The sequence below is a fragment of the Pseudoxanthomonas mexicana genome (genome assembly GCF_046736355.1).
Classification (GTDB): domain Bacteria; phylum Pseudomonadota; class Gammaproteobacteria; order Xanthomonadales; family Xanthomonadaceae; genus Pseudoxanthomonas_A; species Pseudoxanthomonas_A mexicana_B.
In genome coordinates this window covers 756163-776532 of record NZ_CP157201.1, presented here as the reverse complement: position 1 = coordinate 776532, position 20370 = coordinate 756163, and the positions used below count along the sequence as shown (strand labels likewise).

General features: G+C 70.8%; 22 protein-coding genes. 8 read left to right on the top strand and 14 right to left on the bottom strand.

Going from position 1 to position 20370, the window contains the following annotated elements; genetic code table 11:
* Position 1 precedes the first annotated feature (1 nt).
* Complete coding sequence (locus AAG688_RS03360) at positions 2-1855, top strand: ABC transporter ATP-binding protein (protein WP_411833948.1); 1854 nt, start codon at positions 2-4, stop codon at positions 1853-1855.
* Positions 1856-1922: 67 nt separating this feature from the next.
* Here the strand turns inward: AAG688_RS03360 and AAG688_RS03355 are convergent, their stop codons facing one another.
* Positions 1923-2345, bottom strand: a complete 423-nt coding sequence (locus AAG688_RS03355; RefSeq protein WP_411833947.1) for a hypothetical protein — start codon at positions 2343-2345, stop codon at positions 1923-1925.
* Positions 2346-2508: 163 nt separating this feature from the next.
* Between AAG688_RS03355 and AAG688_RS03350 the strand changes: the two genes are divergently transcribed.
* Positions 2509-2718 carry a hypothetical protein gene (locus AAG688_RS03350; protein ID WP_411833946.1) on the top strand — a complete coding sequence of 70 codons (210 nt, stop codon included), beginning with the start codon at positions 2509-2511 and terminating at the stop codon, positions 2716-2718.
* Positions 2719-2748: 30 nt separating this feature from the next.
* Here AAG688_RS03350 and AAG688_RS03345 read toward each other — a convergent pair whose 3' ends face one another.
* From AAG688_RS03345 to AAG688_RS03335, 3 genes are all read right to left on the bottom strand, one after another.
* Complete coding sequence (locus tag AAG688_RS03345) at positions 2749-2958, bottom strand: CPXCG motif-containing cysteine-rich protein (RefSeq protein WP_411833945.1); 210 nt, start codon at positions 2956-2958, stop codon at positions 2749-2751.
* Positions 2959-2965: 7 nt separating this feature from the next.
* Positions 2966-3265 (bottom strand): DUF3247 family protein, encoded by a 300-nt coding sequence (locus AAG688_RS03340; RefSeq protein WP_411833944.1) that lies wholly within the window; start codon positions 3263-3265, stop codon positions 2966-2968.
* 309 nt (positions 3266-3574) lie between these two features.
* Positions 3575-4258, bottom strand: coding sequence for a type 1 glutamine amidotransferase domain-containing protein (locus AAG688_RS03335; RefSeq protein ID WP_411833943.1), 684 nt, complete (start codon positions 4256-4258; stop codon positions 3575-3577).
* Between the two features lie 138 nt (positions 4259-4396).
* Here AAG688_RS03335 and AAG688_RS03330 point away from each other — a divergent pair, with 138 nt between their 5' ends.
* Both AAG688_RS03330 and AAG688_RS03325 read left to right on the top strand, forming a co-directional pair.
* Entirely contained in the window at positions 4397-5257 is an 861-nt protein-coding gene (locus AAG688_RS03330) for an SDR family oxidoreductase (protein ID WP_411833942.1), read from the top strand.
* A 150-nt stretch (positions 5258-5407) separates the two neighbouring features.
* The gene (locus AAG688_RS03325; RefSeq protein ID WP_411833941.1) at positions 5408-5956 is read left to right on the top strand and encodes an adenine phosphoribosyltransferase; all 549 of its coding nucleotides are present in this window, start codon (positions 5408-5410) and stop codon (positions 5954-5956) included.
* Positions 5957-6002: 46 nt separating this feature from the next.
* Here AAG688_RS03325 and AAG688_RS03320 read toward each other — a convergent pair whose 3' ends face one another.
* Both AAG688_RS03320 and AAG688_RS03315 read right to left on the bottom strand, forming a co-directional pair.
* On the bottom strand, positions 6003-6209 hold the full coding sequence (locus AAG688_RS03320) for a hypothetical protein (protein ID WP_411833940.1): 207 nt from the start codon (positions 6207-6209) through the stop codon (positions 6003-6005).
* 113 nt (positions 6210-6322) lie between these two features.
* Positions 6323-6691: a glycine zipper 2TM domain-containing protein gene (locus AAG688_RS03315; protein WP_411833939.1), complete on the bottom strand. Its 369-nt coding sequence runs from the start codon at positions 6689-6691 to the stop codon at positions 6323-6325.
* A gap of 266 nt (positions 6692-6957) precedes the next feature.
* Here AAG688_RS03315 and AAG688_RS03310 point away from each other — a divergent pair, with 266 nt between their 5' ends.
* A complete protein-coding gene (locus AAG688_RS03310) occupies positions 6958-7623 on the top strand; it encodes a hypothetical protein (protein ID WP_411833938.1) in 666 nt (221 codons plus the stop codon).
* Between the two features lie 35 nt (positions 7624-7658).
* Here the strand turns inward: AAG688_RS03310 and AAG688_RS03305 are convergent, their stop codons facing one another.
* From AAG688_RS03305 to AAG688_RS03280, 6 genes are all read right to left on the bottom strand, one after another.
* Positions 7659-8057 carry a host attachment family protein gene (locus AAG688_RS03305; protein WP_411833937.1) on the bottom strand — a complete coding sequence of 133 codons (399 nt, stop codon included), beginning with the start codon at positions 8055-8057 and terminating at the stop codon, positions 7659-7661.
* A gap of 119 nt (positions 8058-8176) precedes the next feature.
* Positions 8177-8497, bottom strand: coding sequence for a thioredoxin family protein (locus AAG688_RS03300; RefSeq protein ID WP_411833936.1), 321 nt, complete (start codon positions 8495-8497; stop codon positions 8177-8179).
* A 25-nt stretch (positions 8498-8522) separates the two neighbouring features.
* Entirely contained in the window at positions 8523-8882 is a 360-nt protein-coding gene (locus AAG688_RS03295) for a response regulator (RefSeq protein WP_411833935.1), read from the bottom strand.
* A complete protein-coding gene (locus AAG688_RS03290; RefSeq protein ID WP_411833934.1) occupies positions 8879-9901 on the bottom strand; it encodes a sensor histidine kinase in 1023 nt (340 codons plus the stop codon). Before AAG688_RS03290 ends, AAG688_RS03295 begins: the two co-directional genes overlap by 4 nt.
* Positions 9902-10204: 303 nt before the next feature.
* Positions 10205-13375, bottom strand: coding sequence for an efflux RND transporter permease subunit (locus AAG688_RS03285; RefSeq protein ID WP_411833933.1), 3171 nt, complete (start codon positions 13373-13375; stop codon positions 10205-10207).
* A gap of 190 nt (positions 13376-13565) precedes the next feature.
* Positions 13566-14696 (bottom strand): efflux RND transporter periplasmic adaptor subunit, encoded by a 1131-nt coding sequence (locus AAG688_RS03280; protein ID WP_411833932.1) that lies wholly within the window; start codon positions 14694-14696, stop codon positions 13566-13568.
* A gap of 76 nt (positions 14697-14772) precedes the next feature.
* On the opposite strand from AAG688_RS03280, the gene AAG688_RS03275 reads away from it, so the two are divergent.
* The 3 genes from AAG688_RS03275 to AAG688_RS03265 all read left to right on the top strand — a co-directional run bounded on the left by AAG688_RS03275 (position 14773) and on the right by AAG688_RS03265 (position 17598).
* On the top strand, positions 14773-15438 hold the full coding sequence (locus AAG688_RS03275) for a TetR/AcrR family transcriptional regulator (RefSeq protein ID WP_411833931.1): 666 nt from the start codon (positions 14773-14775) through the stop codon (positions 15436-15438).
* A gap of 132 nt (positions 15439-15570) precedes the next feature.
* Positions 15571-16227 carry a protein-L-isoaspartate O-methyltransferase family protein gene (locus AAG688_RS03270; protein ID WP_411833930.1) on the top strand — a complete coding sequence of 219 codons (657 nt, stop codon included), beginning with the start codon at positions 15571-15573 and terminating at the stop codon, positions 16225-16227.
* 21 nt (positions 16228-16248) lie between these two features.
* The gene (locus AAG688_RS03265; protein WP_411833929.1) at positions 16249-17598 is read left to right on the top strand and encodes a TolC family outer membrane protein; all 1350 of its coding nucleotides are present in this window, start codon (positions 16249-16251) and stop codon (positions 17596-17598) included.
* 133 nt (positions 17599-17731) lie between these two features.
* Here the strand turns inward: AAG688_RS03265 and AAG688_RS03260 are convergent, their stop codons facing one another.
* Complete coding sequence (locus tag AAG688_RS03260; protein WP_411833928.1) at positions 17732-18970, bottom strand: CaiB/BaiF CoA transferase family protein; 1239 nt, start codon at positions 18968-18970, stop codon at positions 17732-17734.
* Complete coding sequence (gene waaA, locus AAG688_RS03255; protein WP_411833927.1) at positions 18963-20282, bottom strand: lipid IV(A) 3-deoxy-D-manno-octulosonic acid transferase; 1320 nt, start codon at positions 20280-20282, stop codon at positions 18963-18965. Before waaA ends, AAG688_RS03260 begins: the two co-directional genes overlap by 8 nt.
* Positions 20283-20370 lie beyond the last annotated feature (88 nt).

Here is a 20370-nt window from a genome sequence, read left to right as displayed (position 1 = left end):
CATGTTCTCCTTCTTCGAACGCCGCATCGACCCTTACCCGCAAGGCGAGCCCGACACGCCGCCGCGCCGGCTGCTGCCGTTCCTGCTGCACTACTCACGGCCGCTGCTGCCGTGGCTGCTGCTGATGTCGCTGCTAACCGGCGCGATCTCGGTGCTGGAAATCACCTTCTTCGACTACATGGGCAAGCTGGTGGACTGGATGGGCCAGTCCGACCGCGCCGGCTTCATGGCCGCGCACGGCCGCCAGCTGCTGTGGATGGCGGCGCTGGTGCTGGTCGTCTACCCGCTGCTGGTGCTGCTGCAGTCGCTGATCATCCACCAGACCATCTTCGGCAACTACCCGATGATCGCGCGCTGGCTGTCGCACCGCTACCTGCTGCGTCAGAGCGTGGCGTTCTTCCAGGACGAGTTCGCCGGGCGCATCTCGCAGAAGGTGATGCAGACCGCGCTGTCGATCCGCGAGACGGTGACCAAGCTGATGGACGTGTTCGTCTACGTCATCGTCTATTTCATCGGCACGATGGTGCTGGTCGGCCAGGCCGACGCCTGGCTGATGCTGCCGCTGGCGCTGTGGCTGGCCGGCTACCTGGCCATCCTGTTCCACTTCGTGCCGCGCCTGCAGCGGGTGTCGATGGCGCAATCGGACGCGCGCGCGCAAATGACCGGCCGCATCGTCGACAGCTACACCAACATCCAGACCATCAAGCTGTTCGCCCACACCGCGCGCGAGCAGGACTACGCGCGCGGGGCGATGGACGAGTTCATGGTCACCGTGCACGCGCAGATGCGGCTGGTGACCCGGCTGACGGTCAGCCTGCACACGCTCAACGCGCTGCTGCTGGGCGGCATCGGCGGCGTGGCCGTGTGGGCGTGGCTGCAGGGCTCGATATCGCTGGGCGCGATCGCGGTGGCGATCGCGCTGGTGATGCGCATCCGCTCGATGTCGGACTGGATCCTGTGGGAGGTCGCCGGCCTGTTCGAGAACATCGGCACGGTGCAGGACGGCATCGGCACGCTGGCCCAGCCGCTGACGATCGCCGACGCGCCCGGCGCGCGCGAGCTGGAGGTCGAACATGGCGAGATCCGCTTCGAGCAGGTGCGCTTCCACTACGGTCGCAACGCGCGGGTGATCGACGACCTGTCGCTGGTCATCCGCCCGGGCGAGAAGGTCGGCATCGTCGGCCGCTCCGGCGCCGGCAAGTCGACCCTGGTCAACCTGCTGCTGCGCTTCTACGACCTGGAGGGCGGCCGCATCCTGATCGACGGCCAGGACATCGCCGCGGTCACCCAGGAATCGCTGCGCCGGAACATCGGCATGGTCACCCAGGACACCTCGCTGCTGCACCGCTCGATCCGCGACAACATCCGCTACGGCCGGCCTGACGCCGACGAGGCGGCGATCGTCGAGGCGGCGCGGCGCGCGCATGCCGACGAGTTCATCCGCGAGCTGGCCGACGCCAAGGGCCACCGCGGCTACGACACCCAGGTCGGCGAGCGCGGCGTCAAGCTGTCCGGCGGCCAGCGCCAGCGCGTGGCGATCGCGCGCGTGCTGCTGAAGGACGCGCCGATCCTGGTGCTGGACGAGGCGACCTCGGCGCTGGACTCGGAGGTCGAGGCCGCCATCCAGGAGCAGTTGTACGCGCTGATGGAAGGCAAGACCGTCATCGCCATCGCCCACCGGCTGTCCACCATCGCCGTGCTCGACCGGCTGGTGGTGATGGACGCCGGCCGCATCATCGAGAGCGGTAGCCACGAGGAACTGCTGCGCCAGGACGGCCTGTACGCGGCGCTGTGGCGGCGCCAGTCCGGCGGCTTCCTCGGCGTGGACGTCGAGGAGGCGGCGGCGCAGGTGTGATCGCGCCGCGTTACCTTCGGCACGGAATGGCCGCCGCTTCCGTCCGGAAGCGGCGGCCTGCGTTGCCTCAGCCCAGTGCGCCGCGCGCCGCGGCCCGGTGCGCGTAGCGCCAGAGCAGCAGGGCGACCAGCAGCACGATCGCAGGCATCACCAGCCCGGCCACGCCGTAGGCCGACCACGCCGGCGTCAGCGTGAAGGCGCCGGCCACCTGCACCAGCACCGCCAGCAGCGACAACAGGAACAACGGCACCGCCCAGCGCCGGCGCAGCAGCAGGCCGATCGCGCCGAACACGCCGGCCAGCACCGCCACGCCATAGACGATGTTCAGCCAGCCCGGCGTCGCCTCGTACACCTGCCGCTGCGCCTCGGTGAACTGCGCGAGCTGCTCGGGCGTGAGGTTCATCTGTATCCAGAACATCGCCACGCCGATCAGGTTCCAGGCCAGCGCCAGCACGCCCACCACCCTCAAGCTCGTGGATTTCGTCGTCATCGTCGCGTTCATGTCCCCTCCCCAGGGTGTCGTCGAACGCGGCGAGCATACGCCGTCGCCGGGCACAGGTGAACGGTGTGTCAACGCCACCGCGCACCGCGTTCGCGGGCCGCTGACACCTGCTGGACTAGCGTGCCCGCATGGCCCCCACAGGAGATCCGCCATGCACGGCACCCCGAAGACCCGCGACAACGCGCACAGCGACAACCAGAAGCCCGACACCCCGGACAAGTACCGCAACCCGGACGCGCAGTGGAAGGCGCCCGACCAGCCGGATCCGCCGCGCCAGCACCAGGATCGCGATCCGGAAAGGGACTACGTGGAAAAGGACAAGGGCGGCGCGCGCGGGCACGACATCGGCGAGGGGCTGTAACGCCCTTGCCGCAAAACCGTGCGCGGCCGGTCAGGCTTCGTCCTGTGCACTGGCGCTGACGCGCGGCTCGCCATCGTCTCCCCGCCAGCAGGCGATGTCGATGGGACGGCAGCAGACTTGGCAGTCCTCGACGTAGCGCTGCGCATCCGCGGCGATTTCCAGTCCGGAATCGTCGATCAGCACGGTGATCGTCTCGCCGCAGTACGGGCAGGCGAGATCCAGGGCAGGCAGCGCCGGCATCACGGCGTCAGGCGCTGCCCAGCGGGAAGATGTCGCGCACCTGGTCCAGCCACAGGTAATGGGCCTGCTCGGGATGGGCGAGATCGTCCAGCCGCAGCACCGCGTTGATGCCTTCCTCGCCGTCGGCGGTGCGGAACACCTGCGCGCTGGGCCGCACCGCGACCGTGCCGTGCAGCGCACTGCCATCGTCCAGGGTGACGCGGACCTTGGCCTCGTCGGGTAGCGCGGCGATGCAGGCCTCGATCAGGGCCACGTCGGCCGCTTCGGTGCAGACGTGCCGCGGCTGGGTGAGTGGGATGTCGCGCATGTCGCCTCTCCTGCTCCGCTCGGGTCCGGCGCACGCTACCCAGCGGCGCGTAAGAGGCCGTGAATCCGGCACCGGCGCGGCGGGAGATCGGACTGCTCCAACAACGGAGTATCGCGCGGAACGTGAGCTGCTCCGCTCCTCGGGCGAGCATCCACCGAGCAAGCTCGGCGCTACAGTCATCTCCCGGGCGCACTGTAGAGCGGAGCTTGCTCCGCTCCAACTCGGCGCTACAAGTGCCCCCGGACCGCCGAGGAAACGCATGAGAGGATTCATCGCCTCCTCCCGCAAGCGGGAGAGCGGCTTCAGGCCTCAACGCGGCCGCAGCAGCGCCAGCACCGCCTGCGCCGCGCCGACGGACGAGGCCGGGTTCTGTCCGGTGACGAGGTGGCGATCGACGACCACGTGGCTTTCCCAGTCCGGCCCGCGCGAGTAGCGCGCGCCCTGCTCCACCAGCGCATCCTCCAGCCGGAACGGCACCACGTCGATCAGGCCGGCCGCGGCCTCCTCGCTGTTGCTGAAGGCGGTGACCCGCCGGCCCCGGACCAGCGGCTCGCGCAGCGCGCCCTGTGCGTGGCGCAGTGCCGCCGGCCCGTGGCAGACCGCGGCCACCGGCCTGCCGGCGGCATGGGTCTTCTCGATCAGCGCGATCGAATCGGCATCCTCGACCAGATCCCACATCGGCCCATGCCCGCCGGGATAGAACAGCGCGTCGAAATCCTCCTCCATCACCTCGGCCAGCCGGCGCGTATGCGCCAGCGCGTCGAGCGCATCGGCGTCGGCGGAGAAGCGCGCGGTCTCGGGCGTGCGCGCGGCGGGCGCGTCGCTTTCCGGATCCATCGGCGGCTGCCCGCCTTTTGGCGAGGCCAGCACGACCTGCACGCCGGCATCGGTGAACACGTAGTACGGCGCGGCCAGTTCCTCCAGCCAGAAGCCGGTCCTGCGGCCGCTGTCGCCGAGCCGGTCGTGCGAGGTGACGACCATCAGGATCTTCATCGCCGCGTCTCCGTGCCGGAATGCGCGCAGGCTAGCAACGGCCGCGATAAACCCGCGTGACCGCGCCGCGGCTTCATCGCGCCACCACGCCGGCCGTGCCAGCGTGCATGCCAGACGAACCGCCGGAGGAAGCCCGCGATGGCCAGCAAGAAGCGCGTCAACCCGCCCCAGAAGCAGCGCCGCCAACCCGGCCGCCAGCGGGCGATGCATCCGGAGCCGGAAACCATCCGCAACACCTACCGCGGCAGCGCCAGGCTGGCCGGCAAGGTCGCGCTGGTCACCGGCGGCGACAGCGGCATCGGCCGCGCGGTGGCGGTGCATTTCGCCCGCGAGGGCGCGGCGGTGGCCATCGCCTATCTTTCCGAAGATGCCGACGCACAGGAAACCCTGCGCCTGATCGAGGCCGAGGGCGCGCGCGGGCTGTCCATACGCACGGATCTCTCCGTGCCGGCGAACTGCCGGCGCGCGGTCAGGCAGGTGGCGCGCAAGCTCGGCGCGCTCGACGTGCTGGTCAACAACCACGCGCAGCAGTATCCGGTCGAACGCGCCGAACAGCTGACCCCGGCGCAGATCCGCAAGACCTTCGAGACCAACCTGTTCTCGTTCTTCCATCTCACCGAGGCGGCGCTGGAATTCCTGCCCGAAGGCGGCTGCATCATCAACACCGGCTCGGTGACCGGCGCGCGCGGCCACGACACCCTGCTGGACTACGCGGCGACCAAGGGCGCGATCCACGCGATGACGTTCTCGCTGGCCAAGCACCTGTCCGACCGCGGCATCCGCGTCAACGCGGTCGCGCCCGGGCCGATCTGGACGCCGCTGATCCCGGCGTCCTTCGATCGCAGGCAAGTGGCCGAGTTCGGTTCGGACACGCTGATGAAGCGGCCGGGCCAGCCTTCGGAAGTGGCGCCGGCCTACGTCTACCTGGCCAGCGAAGACGCCAGCTACGTCACCGGGCAGATCATCCACGTCAACGGCGGCGGCCATATCGCGGCGTAATCGCGCAGCGTTCCCGCATCGGCCATCCGAACACGTCAATCCCCTCTGCCGCCCGCGAGGTGAGCAGCGCCGTTTGCGAGCGCTCCCGGCGACGCATGGGTTCACCCTCGTCCTTTCCCAGGCGGGACACGCGAACCGAACCGTCCTAGGATGCAGGCCGGCATCCCACAGGAACATCACATGGCGCCCTGGCAAACCCTGTTGCGCGACATTCCCGACTTCCCGCGCGCAGGCATCGTGTTCAAGGACATCACCCCGGCGCTGGCCGATGCCGACGGCTTCGCCGCGGCAATCGAGGCGCTGGCCGATCCCTGGCGCGGCATTGCGCTCGATGCGGTGATCGGCATCGAGTCGCGCGGCTTCATCCTCGGCGCGGCGCTGGCGCGCACGCTCGGCACCGGCTTCGTCCCGGTGCGCAAGCCGGGCAAGCTCCCCGGCTCCACCCTGGCCATCGACTACGCGCTGGAATACGGCAGCGACCGCCTGGAAATCCATGCCGACGCGTTGCCGCCGGGCGCCCGCGCGCTGGTGATCGACGACGTGCTGGCCACCGGCGGCACGCTGTGCGCGGCGACGGCGCTGGCGCGCCGGCAGGGAGCGCAGGTCATCGGCGCCAGCGTGCTGATCGAGCTTTCGTTCCTGCGGGCGCGCGAGCGCTGGGACGATCCGGCGCCGCTGCTGGCCGCGGCGACGTACTGAAACACGCGGCGAAACACGCGGCCGGAGTCGATTCGGAACTTGCGGCTCAATCGACGCGGCTGATCACCGCGCCGGTTCCCGGCACCTGGAAGGTATCGCGGTCCAGCCGGCGCAGCATCGTGCCGTCCTCCAGCTGGTAGACCGGGCCATGCTCCTGGTGTGTGCCGCGCTCCAGCGCCGGCACCGCGCGCAGCACGTCGACCCGGCAGCGGGTGCCGGCGGCGTCCTGGACGAAGAAATAGTCAGTGTTCATCTCGACGCTCCTGCAGGCGAGCCTTCATGCAGGGCAGTCTGGATCGGCGGCGGTTAAGTCTTCGGAAAAACGCACCGGCACGGTAATGCACCGGTGCGTCGCGCCTCCCGCACTCAGCGCCAGACGCGCTCGCAGCGCCGCTCGATCACGCGATCGCCGCGCGCCTCCTGCTGGTTGCCCTGCACCTTGCGGCCGATGGCACCGCCCGCCACCGCGCCGCCGACCGTGGCGGCCTTGCGGCCGGAACCACTGCCAATCTGGTTGCCGAGCAGGCCGCCGACCACCGCGCCCACCGCAGTGCCGGCAACGCGGTTGGGATCACGGGCGCTGCGCTCGACCTCGACGTCGCGGCAGACCACGCGGCTGCCGTCGTCGAAACGGCGTCCCTCGTCCTCCGGTCCATAGGTGCGGCCGCTCTGCGCGACGGCGGTCGCGGCGATGGCCATCACGCCCAGGCCGATCAGGTGACGTAGCGTTTTCATCCTGTTTCTCCTGCGTTGCGATTCGCCCCGATTGTCGGGACGCCGCCGCGAACAGGGCATGAAACGCCCCGCGCAGGTTGCGGGGAATTCATCTTGCGCCGCCTTCGCAAGGTGAAGCGGATTTCACCTTTCCGGGCGATTGACCGTTCCTCCCCCTGCATGGCCCATCCGGCCGACCGCCGACGTTGTTGACATCATCACCACGGACATATGGACAAGCTGCCCGCAACGGTCCGGCGTACTGCCGACCACGGGCGACAGGGGCGATGAACATTCTTGGCACAGCGGGTTTCCTGGCATTCGGACTGGCCGTCGGCGCCTCGCTGTCGGCCATCGTCGGGTCGCAGCCGCCGCTCCTGCCGACGCCGCCGGTACCGGCGCAGTCCCAGCCCCTGCCCCCTCCCGCCGAGAAGGACCCCGCGCAACTGGATCTGGACGCGGCCGGCGAACAGCGCCAGGCGCTGGGCCTGTTGATGGCCGTCAGCCTGCACGAACGCAGCGTGGCGCGTTCGGCCAGCGGCCGCGCCTCGCCGGCGCTGCTGGCGATGATCCGCGACCACGAGCGCCAGCACGAGGATCTCATCGCCGCGCTGCAGGCGATGGACGCCAGCCTGGATTCGGCCGCGGCCATGCGCCTGCTCAGTTCGGCCGAGCACGAGGCCGCGCTGCTGGACCTGCTGCACGCCGGCGAGGTGGATGATGCCTACCTGATGGCGGCGATGAAGTGCAACCAGCGCCTGCTCGGCCTGGTGCGCTACCACGTGCTGCCGGCGCTGCGCGACGAACCCTCGCGCCAGCTCGCGCACAAGGCCACTTCCGAGGCGCGCCTGCGCCTGCACCAGATCCGGCAGATGCGCGCGCAGCTGCCGCATGCGGAGGCCGACGCGCACGAACGAACCGTGGCCGGCAACGCTCCCGATCACGCCGGTTGACGCCGGCGCGGCCTGCTTCCTGCACGGCGCGCGCGTCACGGCGCCAGCGCGCGCTCGATGTCCTCCAGCCGGGCATTGGTCAGCGTCTTGGCCATCTCGCCGATCAGGCGCTGCTGGGTCTGCTTGTGCAGCAGCGGGCGCATCCGCCCCAGCGTCTGCGGATCGGCCACCAGCAGCAGGTGCGCGTACTGATCCTTCAGCGCGCCTTCGTTGAGGCCCAGCGCGAGTTGCTTGGCGAAGGTGGCCTCGTGGATTTCCTGCCCGCTGGCGTCAGCCGCGATCACGCCGGACGGGCCGTCGTCGTTCATGTTGACCAGTTCCAGCAGGTCCAACTGCTGCAGCGACGGCGCCATCGGCGTGCCGATGTTGCGGAACACGCGCGCGCCCTGGCCATCGGCGACCACCACCAGCGTCCCGGACGGAATCTTGTTCATCGCTGCTCCTGCCTCGTCTGCGTTGCGGCGAGTATAGGAAGCGGCTTGTTAGCATCCCTTCAATGGCATGGGTGAAATGCGTGCCGCCATCGATGGTGTCGCCGCGGTTCGCGCTGGATTCAGTCCAGTGAGGACAGCGCGCGCTCCAGTTCGCCGGCATCGGCGGGGCGCACCAGCCGCGCCACCTCGCGGCCATCGCGCAGCAGCACCAGGGTCGGCCACAGCTTGATGCGGAACGCGCGGCCCAGCGGCCGGCCCGGCCCATCCTCGATCCTGAGATGGACGATGTCGCGCGTGGACAGCGCGGCCTGCAGCATCGGCTGCGCGGCCTGGCAATGGCCGCACCAGTCGGTGCCGAACTCCAGCGCGACCGCGCCGGGCATGGCCTCGACCTGTTCGCGCGTGGGCGCTTCGGCGGTGTATTGGTCCACCTGTGTCATCCTCAACCTCCTTCGTCGCCATCGATCATCCCAGCATGCCCTCCAGCGCTTCCAGCAGGCTGCGCAGATCGAAGGGCTTGGCCAGCACCGCCGCCTCGGCCAGCAAGGGATCGCTGTCCTTGCCGTAGGCGGTGGCGAAGAGGTAGGGCACCTGGCGGTCCCGCAGCAGATCCGCCACCGGGAAGCTCTTGCCGTCGCCGAGGTTGACGTCGAGCAGCGCGCCGTCGAGCGCCTCGCGCCCGGCCAGCGCCAGCGCCGACGCCAGGCTGGCGGCCGGCCCGATCACCCGCGCGCCCTCGTCGGCCAGAATGTCCTCCAGCATCATGCTGATCAGCGGCTCGTCCTCGACCACCAGGATGCGCTTGCCCGCCAGCCTGCCGTTCAAGCCGCTTCTCCCACCTGGTCCATCGGCGCGTCCAGCGTGCACACCAGTCCCTCCGGCGCGAACGCCAGGCCGACCTGGCCTTCGATCTGCCCGGCCAGCACGCGTTCGAGCATGCGGCTGCCGAACCCGCGCCCGCCCCCCGGATCCGACACCGACGGCCCATCGTGCTCGGTCCAGGTCAGGCGCAGCCGCGGACGCGCGTCGCCGCTGATTTCCCAGCGCACGTCGATGCGGCCGGCCTCGTTGGAGAACGCACCGTACTTGGAGGCGTTGGTGCACAGTTCGTGGAAGGCGATGGCCAGCGGCACCGCCGCGCGCGGGAACACGTCGATGCGCGGCCCCTCGATCCGGTAGCGCGCGTCGTCGCGCGTCCAGCCCGGCAGCATGCCGGCGAGCAGCGCGCGCAGATCCAGGCTGGAAGCGCCGGCCTCGCGCAGCATCCGGTGGGTATCGGCCAGCGCCTTGATGCGCGCCTCGAACACCGCCACCTGGCCCGCGTGCTCCGGCGATCGGAACGTCTGCCGCGCCAGCACCTGCACCAGGGTCAGCACGTTCTTGACACGGTGGTCGAGCTCGTCGATGAGCATCGACTGCGCCTGGCTGGCCTGGCGGTAGGCGGTCACGTCGACGCAGCTGCCCAGGTAGCCGGCGAACTCGCCATCGCGGCGGAACGGCTCGCCGCTGTCGCGCAGCCAGCGGTACTGCCCGTCGTGGCGCAGCAGACGGTATTCCATCGTGAACGTCCGTCGTTGCGCGAACGCCTGCGCATGGACTTCCCTGCAGCGCGCGTAGTCTTCCGGATGCACGCCGCGCATCCAGCCGTGGCCGGTCTCCTCGTCCAGCGGGCGGCCGGTGTAGTCCAGCCAGCGACGGTTGAACCAGTCCCAGTCCCGGTCGGCGCCGGCGCGCCAGAGCATCACCGGCGCGCCATCGACCAGTTGGCGGAATTGCCCCTCGCCGCTCGCGGCGGCATCGTCGCCGGCCTGGACAAACCCGGCGGACGTACCGTCTTCGGTCATGAGGCCCTCCCGTGGACGCGGGAACGATGCGGCGCGGGCCGGGAACCTTCGATCAGCGGACGGAACATGCACATCGCCTGGGAGGATGGGCGCCTTCACCTGCGTCGCGCCCGGCTGCCCGGGATGCGAAAGGAGCGGAGCCACGACATCGCGCGCTTGGAAACGCGGGAAATCTTCCATGCGCTTGCGTGATGAGATTGAGAACGCAGCACCGGCGAAGACACGCGACACTCGTCGCGTGCGATGCACGCGGCCGCCATTCCGCATTGCATGCGGCGCGGACGCCGCGCGATGCGGCAGGCCTCAGCCGCCGGTGCCGCGCTCCTCCGGCTTGACCCGGAACCAGGCCGCGTACAGCGCAGGCAGGAAGAACAGCGTCAGCACCGTGGCCACGGTCAGGCCACCCATGATCGCCACCGCCATCGGCCCGAAGAAGGCGCTGCGCGACAGCGGGATCATCGCCAGCACCGCCGCCAGCGCAGTCAGCACGATCGGGCGGAAGCGGCGCACGGTGGCGTCGATGATCGCGTGCCAGCGGTCGTGGCCGGCGTCGATGTCCTGCTGGATCTGGTCGACCAGGATCACCGAGTTGCGCATGATCATGCCGGCCAGCGCGATCGTGCCGAGCATGGCGACGAAGCCGAACGGCACCCGGAACACCAGCAGCGCCAAGGTCACCCCGATCAGCCCCAGCGGTGCGGTCAGGAACACCAGCAGCATGCGCGGGAAGCTGCGCAGCTGCAGCATCAGCAGCGTCGCCACCACCAGCAGGAACAGCGGCATGCCGGCCTTGATCGAGTCCTGCCCGCGCGCCGAGTCCTCGACCGTGCCGCCGGTCTCCAGCAGGTAGCCCTCGGGCAGTCCGGCGCGGATGCCCTCCAGCGTCGGCAGGATCTGCGCGACCACGGTCGGCGGGGTCAGGTCGTCGCGGCCGATGTCGGCGCGCACGGTCACCGTCGGCAGCCGGTCGCGGTGCCAGATGATGCCGTCCTCGAAGGCGTATTCGAGCTCGGCGATCTGCGCCAGCGGCACGCTGCCGCCGGCGGTCGGCATCGCCAGGCTGGCCAGCAGTTCCGGCGCGGTGCGCTCCTCCTGCGGGCCGCGCAGCAGGATCTCGATCAGCTCGTTGCCCTCGCGGTAGGTGCTGACCGACAGCCCGGACAGCGAGCTGGAGAGGAAGTGCGAGACCTGCGCGCTGCTGACGCCGAGCGCGCGCGCGCGGTCCTGGTCGATCTTCAGCCGCACCACCTTGCTCGGCTCGCTCCAGTCGAGGTTGACGTTGGTGACGTTGGGGTTGGCGCGCACCTGCTCGGCGACGCTGCGGGCGATCGCCTGCACGCGATCGACGTGCTCGCCGGAGACGCGGAACTGCACCGGGTAGCCGACCGGCGGGCCGTTCTCCAGCCGGGTCACGCGGAACTGGATCTCCGGGAAGCGCGGCGCGACCTCGTCGATCAGCCAGCGGCGCGTCGCCTCGCGCGATTCGATGTCCTCGGCCAGCACCACGAACTGGGAGAAGTTGGCCTGCGGCAGTTGCTGGTCCAGCGGCAGGTAGAAGCGCGGCGATCCGGTGCCGACGTAGGCCACGTAGTTGGCGATGCCCTCGCGCCCGGCCAGCAGCTTCTCCAGCGCGCGCGCCTGCGCGTCGGTCGAGCGCAGCGAGCTGCCCTCGGCCAGTTCCAGGTCCACCATCAGCTCCGGCCGCACCGAATCCGGGAAGAACTGCTGCGGCACGAAGCGGAACATCGCGATCGACAGCACGAACGCCACGACGGTCGCGCCGATCACCAGCCAGCGGTGGCGCAGGCAGGCGTCGAGCCAGCGGCGGAAGCGGCGGTAGAACGGCTTCTGGTAGGGATCGTGCTCGTGCGCGTCGTGCGCCGGCGGCGCCAGCACCCCGGCGAAGGCCGGATGGCGATCGGCCAGGCGCGCGCGCCAGCCGTGCCAGCGCGCCTTCAGCGAACCCGGGCGCGGCGGCTGCGGGCGGTGCAGGTCCGGCAGCATCTTGTCGCCCAGGTAGGGGATGAACAGCACCGCGGCGATCCACGACACCACCAGCGCGATGGTCACCACCTGGAACAGCGAGCGGGTGTACTCGCCGGTGCTCGACGCCGCCGTGGCGATCGGCAGGAAGCCGGCCGCGGTCACCAGCGTGCCGGTCAGCATCGGGAAGGCGGTCGATTCGTAGGCGAAGCTGGCCGCGCGCAGGCGGTCGTAGCCCTGCTCCATCTTGATGGCCATCATCTCCACCGCGATGATCGCGTCGTCCACCAGCAGGCCCAGCGCCAGCACCAGCGCGCCCAGCGAGATCTTGTGCAGGCCGATGTCGAAGTAGTGCATCACCGCGAAGGTCATCGCCAGCACCAGCGGGATCGACACCGCCACCACCATGCCGGTGCGCCAGCCCAGCGAGAAGAAGCTCACCAGCAGCACGATCGCCACCGCCTCGGCCAGCACCTTGATGAACTCGCCGACCGAGGCGCGCACCGCCTGCGGCTGGTCGGACACCTTGCGCAGCTCCATGCCCAGCGGCAGGGTCTGCTGCAGGCGCTGGAACTCGCCTTCCAGCGTCCTGCCCAGGCGGATGATGTCGCCGCCGTCCTTCATCGCCACCGCGATGCCGATCGCGTCCTGGCCCATGAAGCGCATCCGCGGCGCGGCCGGATCGGCGAAGCCGCGCTCGACCCCGGCGATGTCGCCCAGCAGCACGGTGCGGCCGCCGGCGCGGATCGGGAACGCGCGGATCTCGTCCACCGAGGTGAACTCGCCGCTGACGCGCAGCTGCACGCGATCGCTGGCGGTCTCGAGGAAACCGGCCGGGGTGACCGCGTTCTGCTCGTCCAGCGCCTGCTTGACCGCGTCCAGCGGGATGCCGAGCGTGGCCAGCTTGGTGTTGGACAGCTCGATCCAGATCTTCTCGTCCTGCAGGCCGAGCAGCTCGACCTTGCCGACGTCGTCGACACGCTGCAGTTCGAGCTGGATGCGGTCGGCGTAGTCCTTCATCAGCGCATAGTCGAAGCCCGGCCCGGTCAGCGCGTAGATGTTGCCGAAGGTGTCGCCGAACTCGTCGTTGAAGAACGGTCCGATCACGCCCTGCGGCAGGGTCGCGCGGATGTCGCCGACCTTCTTGCGCGCCTGGTACCACAGCTCCGGCACGTCCTTCGACTTCATCGAATCGCGCGCCACGAAGATCACCTGCGACTCGCCCGGCCGCGAGTACGAGCGGATGAACTCGTACTGGCCGGTGGTCATCAGCGCCTTCTCGACGCGCTCGGTCACCTGCCGCGAGACCTCCTCGGCGGTGGCGCCCGGCCACACCGTGCGCACCACCATCACCTTGAAGGTGAACGGCGGATCCTCGGACTGGCCCAGCTGCTTGTACGACCACGCGCCGATCAGGCCGAGCACGATCATCGCGAACAGCACCAGGCTGCGGTTGCCCAGCGCCCATTCGGAAAGGTTGAAGCGGCGCATGGTCAGCGAGTTCCCTTGATGAGCTCCCTCCCCCGTTCACGGGGGAGGGTGGGGGTGGGGGCGAGTGCTGCAGTGCAAACCACGGTGAAGATGCTTGCGCCGGCAACGCTGGCGCTTCGCCCCCGTCCCATCCTTCCCCCGCAAGCGGGGGAAGGGGCGTTTGTCCCGTGCGGGAGTCGCTGCGGGCCGATCATCGCGCCGGCTCCGGTTGCGGCTTCGGAGCTTCCAATCGGAGGGGCCGGTTCTCCCGGTCCACCGGCTTGACCCGCTGGCCCTCGCGCAGCAGGTGGCCGCCGCCGGCCACGACCCATTCGCCGGCCTTCAGCCCGGACAGGACCGGCACGCTGCTCTCGCCGTAGCCGCCGAGCTGCACCTGGCGCAGGTGCGCCTGGCCGCTGCGTGGATCGACGACCCATACGGCGGTGCGTCCCTGCTCGCCGCGCTGCACCGCCGACAACGGCACGCTCGGCGCGTCGGCCGCTTGGCCGTCCTGCGGCACGTAGACCCGCGCACTCTGGCCCAGTTCGACCGCCGCGCCGGCATCGCCGAGCAGTTCCACCCGCGCCGCGTAGGTGCGGGTCTGCGCGTCGGCGGCGGCGGCGATCTCGCGGATCGTGCCGGGCAGGCGCTGGCCGGGGGCGCTCCACAGCTCCACCTGCACCGGCTGGCCGATGCGGAACTGGCGGATGCGGCTTTCCGGCAGGTGGATGGCGATCTCGCGGCCGCTGTCGGCGGCCAGGGTGAAGACGGTCTGGCCGGCGGCGACGACCTGGCCGGCCTCGGCCTGACGGCTGGCGATCACGCCGTCGCGCGGCGCGCGCAAGCGGGTGTAGCCGGCCTGGTTGCCCGCCACCGCCGCCTGCGCGCGGGCGGCCTGCGCCTGGCCTTCGGCGGCCTTGTAGGCGGCCAGCTGTGCGTCGTAGGCCGAGCGGCTGACCACCTGCTGCTCGACCAGCCGGGCGAAGCGGTCGCGGTCGCCACGGGCGCGGGCCAGGTCGGCCTCGGCGGCGGCCAGTTGCGCGCGCGCGGCCTGCGCCTGCAGGGCCTGGTCGCCGGGATCGAGTTCGGCCAGCACCTGCCCCTGGCGCACCGCCTGGCCGGCATCGACGTGGCGCCTGATCAGGTTGCCGCCGACACGGAACGACAGCGGGCTCTCCTGGCGGGCGCGCACGTCGCCGGCGTAGGCCGGCATCGCCGCCGCCGCGGCCCTTTCGGGCTGGACCACCAGCACCGGACGCGGCGCCTCCACCGGCGCCGGCTCGCCCGAACATGCGGCCAGCACCAGCAGCAATCCGCAAGACAGCCTGTTCCGTCCGTGCATCCTTATCACCCTGGGCCTAATTAATGGACTTCACGGTAGAGTATAAATATCGAACCGCTTGGTCTAGTATTGAGAAATGGTCAGCCGAGTCCCTTCCGCCAGCCGTGGCAAAGTCGCGGCCAAGCCCGCCAGCGGTCCCGGCCGCCCCAAGGACCTGGGCAAGCGCGCCGCGATCCTGGAAGCGGCCAAGAAGCTGTTCTCCAGCGAGGGTTTCGCCGGGGTCAGCATGGATCAGACCGCCGCCGCGGCCGGGGTCTCCAAGCTCACGGTGTACAGCCACTTCGGCGACAAGGAGGCGCTGTTCACCGCCGCCGTGCTCGCCAAGTGCCAGGAGTTCATGCCCGACGACCTGTTCCAGCCGCAGCCGGACGGTCCGCTGCGCGAGCAGCTGCGGGCCATCGGCCACGCCTTCTTCGCCCTGATCAGCAGCGATGAAGCGATCAGCACCCACCGCATGATGCTGGCCGGCAACGTCGACGATCACCTGCGCGAGATGTTCTGGCAGGCCGGCCCGCAGCGGACCTGCGCGGCGTTCGCCGCCATGCTGAAGGCCCGCGCGGACCGCGGCGAGCTGGACATCCCGGACCTGGAACGCGCCGCCCAGCAGTTCTTCACCCTGATCAAGGGCGAGCTGCACGCGCGGATGATGTGCGGCCTGTGCCAGCGCCCGGTGCGCAGCGATCTCGGCGCCCACATCGACGCTGGCGTCGAGCTTTTCCTGCGTGCGTATGAACGGCGCTGAGGCCCGGCTGGAGGTCGCGGTGACTTCCGGCACTGCGCCCATCCCGGGCCAGCCGCGATGCTGTCGCCGCCCGGACCCCGTCGCGCCCCGGTAAACTGTGCAGCTTCGCCCCATGCGCCGGAACTTGCCCACATGACGATCGATTACTCCCACGCCCGCGAAATGATGGTCGAGCAGCAGGTACGTCCCTGGGACGTGCTGGACGCGCGCGTGCTGGACACCCTGGCCACCCTGCCGCGCGAGGCGTTCGTGCCGGAGCAGCACCGCGCCCTGGCCTATGCCGACATCGAGATCCCGCTCGGCCACGGCCAGCGGATGATGAAGCCGGTGGTCGAGGGCCGCACCCTGCAGGGCCTGAAGGTGCAGGCGCACGAGGACGTGCTGGAGATCGGCACCGGCAGCGGCTACTTCAGCGCCTGCCTCGGTGCGCTGGCGCGCGAGGTGGTCAGCCTGGAGATCCACCCGCAACTGGCCGCCGCCGCGCGCGCGCGGCTGGACGCCCAGGGCCTGGGCAGCAACATCCGCATCGAGACCGCCGACGCCCTGCACCTCGCCGCCGACCGCCAGTTCGACGTGGTCTGCGTGACCGGCGCGGTGGACACCTTGCCCGCCGCGCTGCTGGCCTGGGTGCGCCCCGGCGGCCGCCTGTTCGTCGTGCAGGGCCGCTCGCCGGTGATGGAAGCGGTGATCCACCACCACGATGTCAACGGTTCGCGCGTCGAATCGTTGTTCGAGACCGACCTCCCCTACCTGCAGGGCGCCGAGCCGGCGCCGCAGTTCGTCTTCTAAATTGAAGGATAAGGAAACCGCATGAGCCGTCTCCCCCTCGCCCTGGCGCTGATGCTTGCGCTGCCGTCCGCCGCTGGCGCCACCGATCTGCTGCAGACCTACGAACTGGCGCGCGCGGGCGACCCGCAGCTCTCGGTGGCCGAGTCCAGCCGGCTGTTCAACAAGGAAGGCGCCACCCAGGCCTTCGGCGCGCTGCTGCCGCAGGTCAGCGGTTCGGCCGGCTACCAGCGCTCGCATTCCAGCCGCCCGGAAAGCCCGTACGGAGACGAGAAGGGCCGCACCTACGGCGCGCGCGTCGACCAGACGCTGTTCGACTGGAGCCGCATCGCCAACCTGCGCGGCCAGCGCGCGATCAGCCAGGCCGCCGACTACGACCTGGCCGCGGCCAACCACGACCTGATCACCCGCACCTCGGCGGCCTACTTCAACGTGCTGATCGGCATCGAGTCGCTGGCTGCGGCCGAGACCAACGAGGCCGCCTCGCGCAAGCAGTTCGACTACGCCGAGAAGCGCCTGGAAGTAGGCATGGCGCCGATCACCGACGTGCACGAGGCGCGCGCCCAGTACGACAGCGCCCGCGCCAGCACCATCCTGGCCCGCAACGCGCTGGACGACGCCTACCGCGCGCTCGCCGAGCTGACCGGCCAGCCGGTTTCCAACCTGCGCGGCCTGCCGGACGACTTCCGCCCGGAGCTGCCGGCCGAACGCGACGGCCAGGGCTGGGTGGACAGCGCGCTGAGCCAGAACCCGGCGCTGAAGGCGCAGGAATTCGCCGTGCAGTCATCCGAGTACGGCGTCTCCAGCGCCCGCGCCGGCCACTATCCGACCCTGAGCTTCGGCGGTTCGTACAGCAATGGCACCGGCTGGGATTCGGTGCCTGGCACCATCTCCGCGGACAAGGAGGGCTACACGGTCGGCGTGACCCTGAACGTGCCGATCTTCTCCGGCGGCATCACCCAGTCGCGCGTGCGCCAGGCCCTGGCCCAGCGCGACATCGCCCAGGACCAGTACGAGCAGCAGCGCCGCGCGCTGGTGCGCAACACCTCCAACGCCTACCAGGCGCTGGTGGCCGGCGTGTCCGAGGTCGAGGCGCGCCGCCTGGCGGTGGTGTCGGCGCAGAGCGCCTACGACGCCTCGCAGGTCGGCCTGGAAGTCGGCACCCGCACCGTGCTGGACGTGCTGCAGAACCAGCGCGTGCTGTTCCAGGCGCAGGTCGAATACGCCGAGGCCAAGTACCGCTACCTGCAGAACCGCCTGCTGCTGGAACAGGCCGCCGGCACGCTGGACATCGCCGACGTGCAGGACATCAACCGCCTGCTCACCGTCGATGCCGAGGCCCGGCTGTCCAGGCCGGCGGGCAGCACGCAGTAATCGGCCGACCCGGCCGGAATCGCGCGAACGGCGGGCTCCAGGCCCGCCGTTCTTTTTTGCGGCTTCATCCAGATGGTTGCAGCGCCGGGCTTGCCCGGCGGATACGTGCCGCAGGAGCGGAGCAAGTTCCGCTCTACGGATCGCCGACCACGCCATCGCGCCGCAGCGCGGCGATGGCCTGCGCGTCGAGTCCGCATTCGCGCAGCACCTCGTCGGTGTGCTCGCCCAGCAGCGGCGGCGCGCGGCGGCAGGTCGCCGGCGTGGCCGACAGCTTCAGCGGGCTGGCCACCAGCGGCAGCGCCGGATGCCGCGGATGCGGCAGCGTCGTCACCATGTCGCGCGCGCGCACCTGCGGGTCGGCCAGCGCCTGGCCGATGTCGTTGACCGGGCCGCACGGGATGCCCGCCGCCTGCAGCGCGCCGAGCCAATGGGCGCGATCGCGCCGCGCCAGCCGTTGCGCCAGCTGCGGGACCAGCGCCCCGCGCCCGCGCACGCGGCCGGCGTTGCTGGCGTAGCGCGGATCCCGCGCCAGTTCCGGACAGCCGAGCAGTTCGCACAACCGGGCGAACTGGCGATCGTTGCCGACCGCGACGATCAGCGGTCCGTCGCTGGCCTCGAACACCTGGTACGGCACGATGCTGGGATGGCCGTTGCCGAGCCGGCGCGGCACCTCGCCGCCGACCAGGTGTTGGCTGGCGAGGTTGGCCAGCATCGCGATCTGGCTGTCGAGCAGGGCGATGTCGATGGCCTGGCCCTGGCCGGTGGCGTCGCGGTGGCGCAGCGCGGCGAGGATGGCCACGACCGCGTTCTGGCCGGCGAACAGGTCCGCCACCGCCACCCCGACCTTGTACGGCGCCGCGCCCGGCTCGCCGTCGGCCGGGCCGGTCACGCTCATCAGCCCGCCCAGCCCCTGCACGGCGAAGTCGTAGCCGGCGCGATCGGCATAGGGCCCGGTCTGGCCGTAGCCGGTGATGGAACAGTGGATCAGGCGCGGATCGGCCGCGCGCAGGCTCGCCGCGTCCAGGCCGTAGCGGGCCAGGTCGCCGGGCTTGAAGTTCTCGACCACCACGTCGCAGCGCAGCGCCAGCCGGCGCACCAGCGCCTGGCCGTCGGGATGGCGCAGATCCACGGTGATCGAGCGCTTGTTGCGGTTGGCGCAGAGGAAGTACGCCGCATCGCCCTGGCCGTCGTCGCCGACGAACGGCGGCCCCCAGCCGCGGGTGTCGTCGCCGCTGCCCGGGCGCTCGACCTTGATCACGTCCGCACCGAGATCGGCCAGCGTCTGCGTGCACCACGGGCCGGCCAGCACGCGCGACAGGTCCAGCACGCGCACGCCGGCCAGCGCCGCCGCGGGTTCGCCGGCGTCAGCCATCGCGGTCCTGCGCGGGCGCGGCCGCCGGCAGGTCGGCATCGATCATCGCCAGCGTGCGCGGCAGCGCGCCGCGTCCCTGTTCGACCAGTTCCAGTCCGTTGCGCGCCATCGCCTCGCGCAGCGACGCGTCGTCCAGCAGCCGCGCCAGCGCCTCGGCCACCGCCGCCGCGTCGGCGGCGATGATCACAGCGCCGGCCTCCTCCAGCCGCCGCGAGATCTCGACGAAGTTGTGCAGGCGCGGGCCGGTGACCGCCGGGGTGCCGACCGCCGCCGGCTCCAGCAGGTTGTGCCCGCCGATCGGCTGCAGGCTGCCGCCGACGAAGGCGACCCCGGCGCAGGCGTAGAACGAGGTCAGCTCGCCCAGCGTATCGACGACGAACACGTCGGTGTCGGCGTCGGGCCACTGCGCCTGCCGGCGGCTGGCCACGCGCCAGCCGGCGTCCTGCGCCGCCTCGGCCGCGCGCGCGAAGCGCTCGGGGTGGCGCGGCGCCCACAGCAGCAGCAGGTCCGGCCAGCGCGCGCGCAGGCGGCGGTGGATCGCCACCACCGGCGCTTCCTCGTCCTCGTGCGTGCTGGCGGCGATCCACACCGGCCGCGACGGCGGCACGCGCTGGCGGAACTGCGCGACGAAAGCCTCCAGCCCCGGCGGCACGGCGATGTCGAACTTCAGGTTGCCTGTGGCCAGCACCTGCCCGGGCGCCGCGCCGAGGTGGACGAAGCGCTGCGCGTCGGCCGGGGACTGCGCCGCGACCCGGCGGAAGGTGCGCAGCGCGCGCGCTATCAGCGGCCGCAGCACGCTGTAGCCGCGCAGCGAGCGCGCCGACAGCCGCGCGTTGAGCAGGTAGGCGGGGATGCCGCGATCGCGGCAGCCGAACAGCAGGTTGGGCCACAGCTCGGTCTCCATCACCAGCGCCAGCGCGGGCCGGTAGTGGGCCAGGAAGCGGCCGACCGCGCCGGGCAGGTCGTAGGGCGCGTAGACGTGATCGATCGCCTCGCCCCACAGCGCGCGCACGCGCTCGGAGCCGGTCGGGGTGATGGTGGTGACGACCAGCCGGAGGCCCGGGCGTTCGCGCAGCAGCGCGTTGATCACCGGCGCGGCGGCGTTGACCTCGCCCACCGACACCGCGTGCAGCCAGACGTCGCTGCGCCGCGGCGGCGCGCGGTAGCTGCCGTAGCGCTCGTCCCAGCGCTGGAAGTATTCGCTGAAGCGGAAGCCGCGCCAAATCAGGTGGTAGACGGTGAGCGGCGTCAGCAGGTACAGCACCGCCGAGTACAGGCCACGCAGCACACGCTCGGTCGGGTCTTTCCGCATCGGCACAAGGATAGGTAAGAGCCCGCGGTGTGTCATCACGCTGCACACCGGGCGCGGGGATTGCTCGTGGAAACGGCATCCTTTCGGC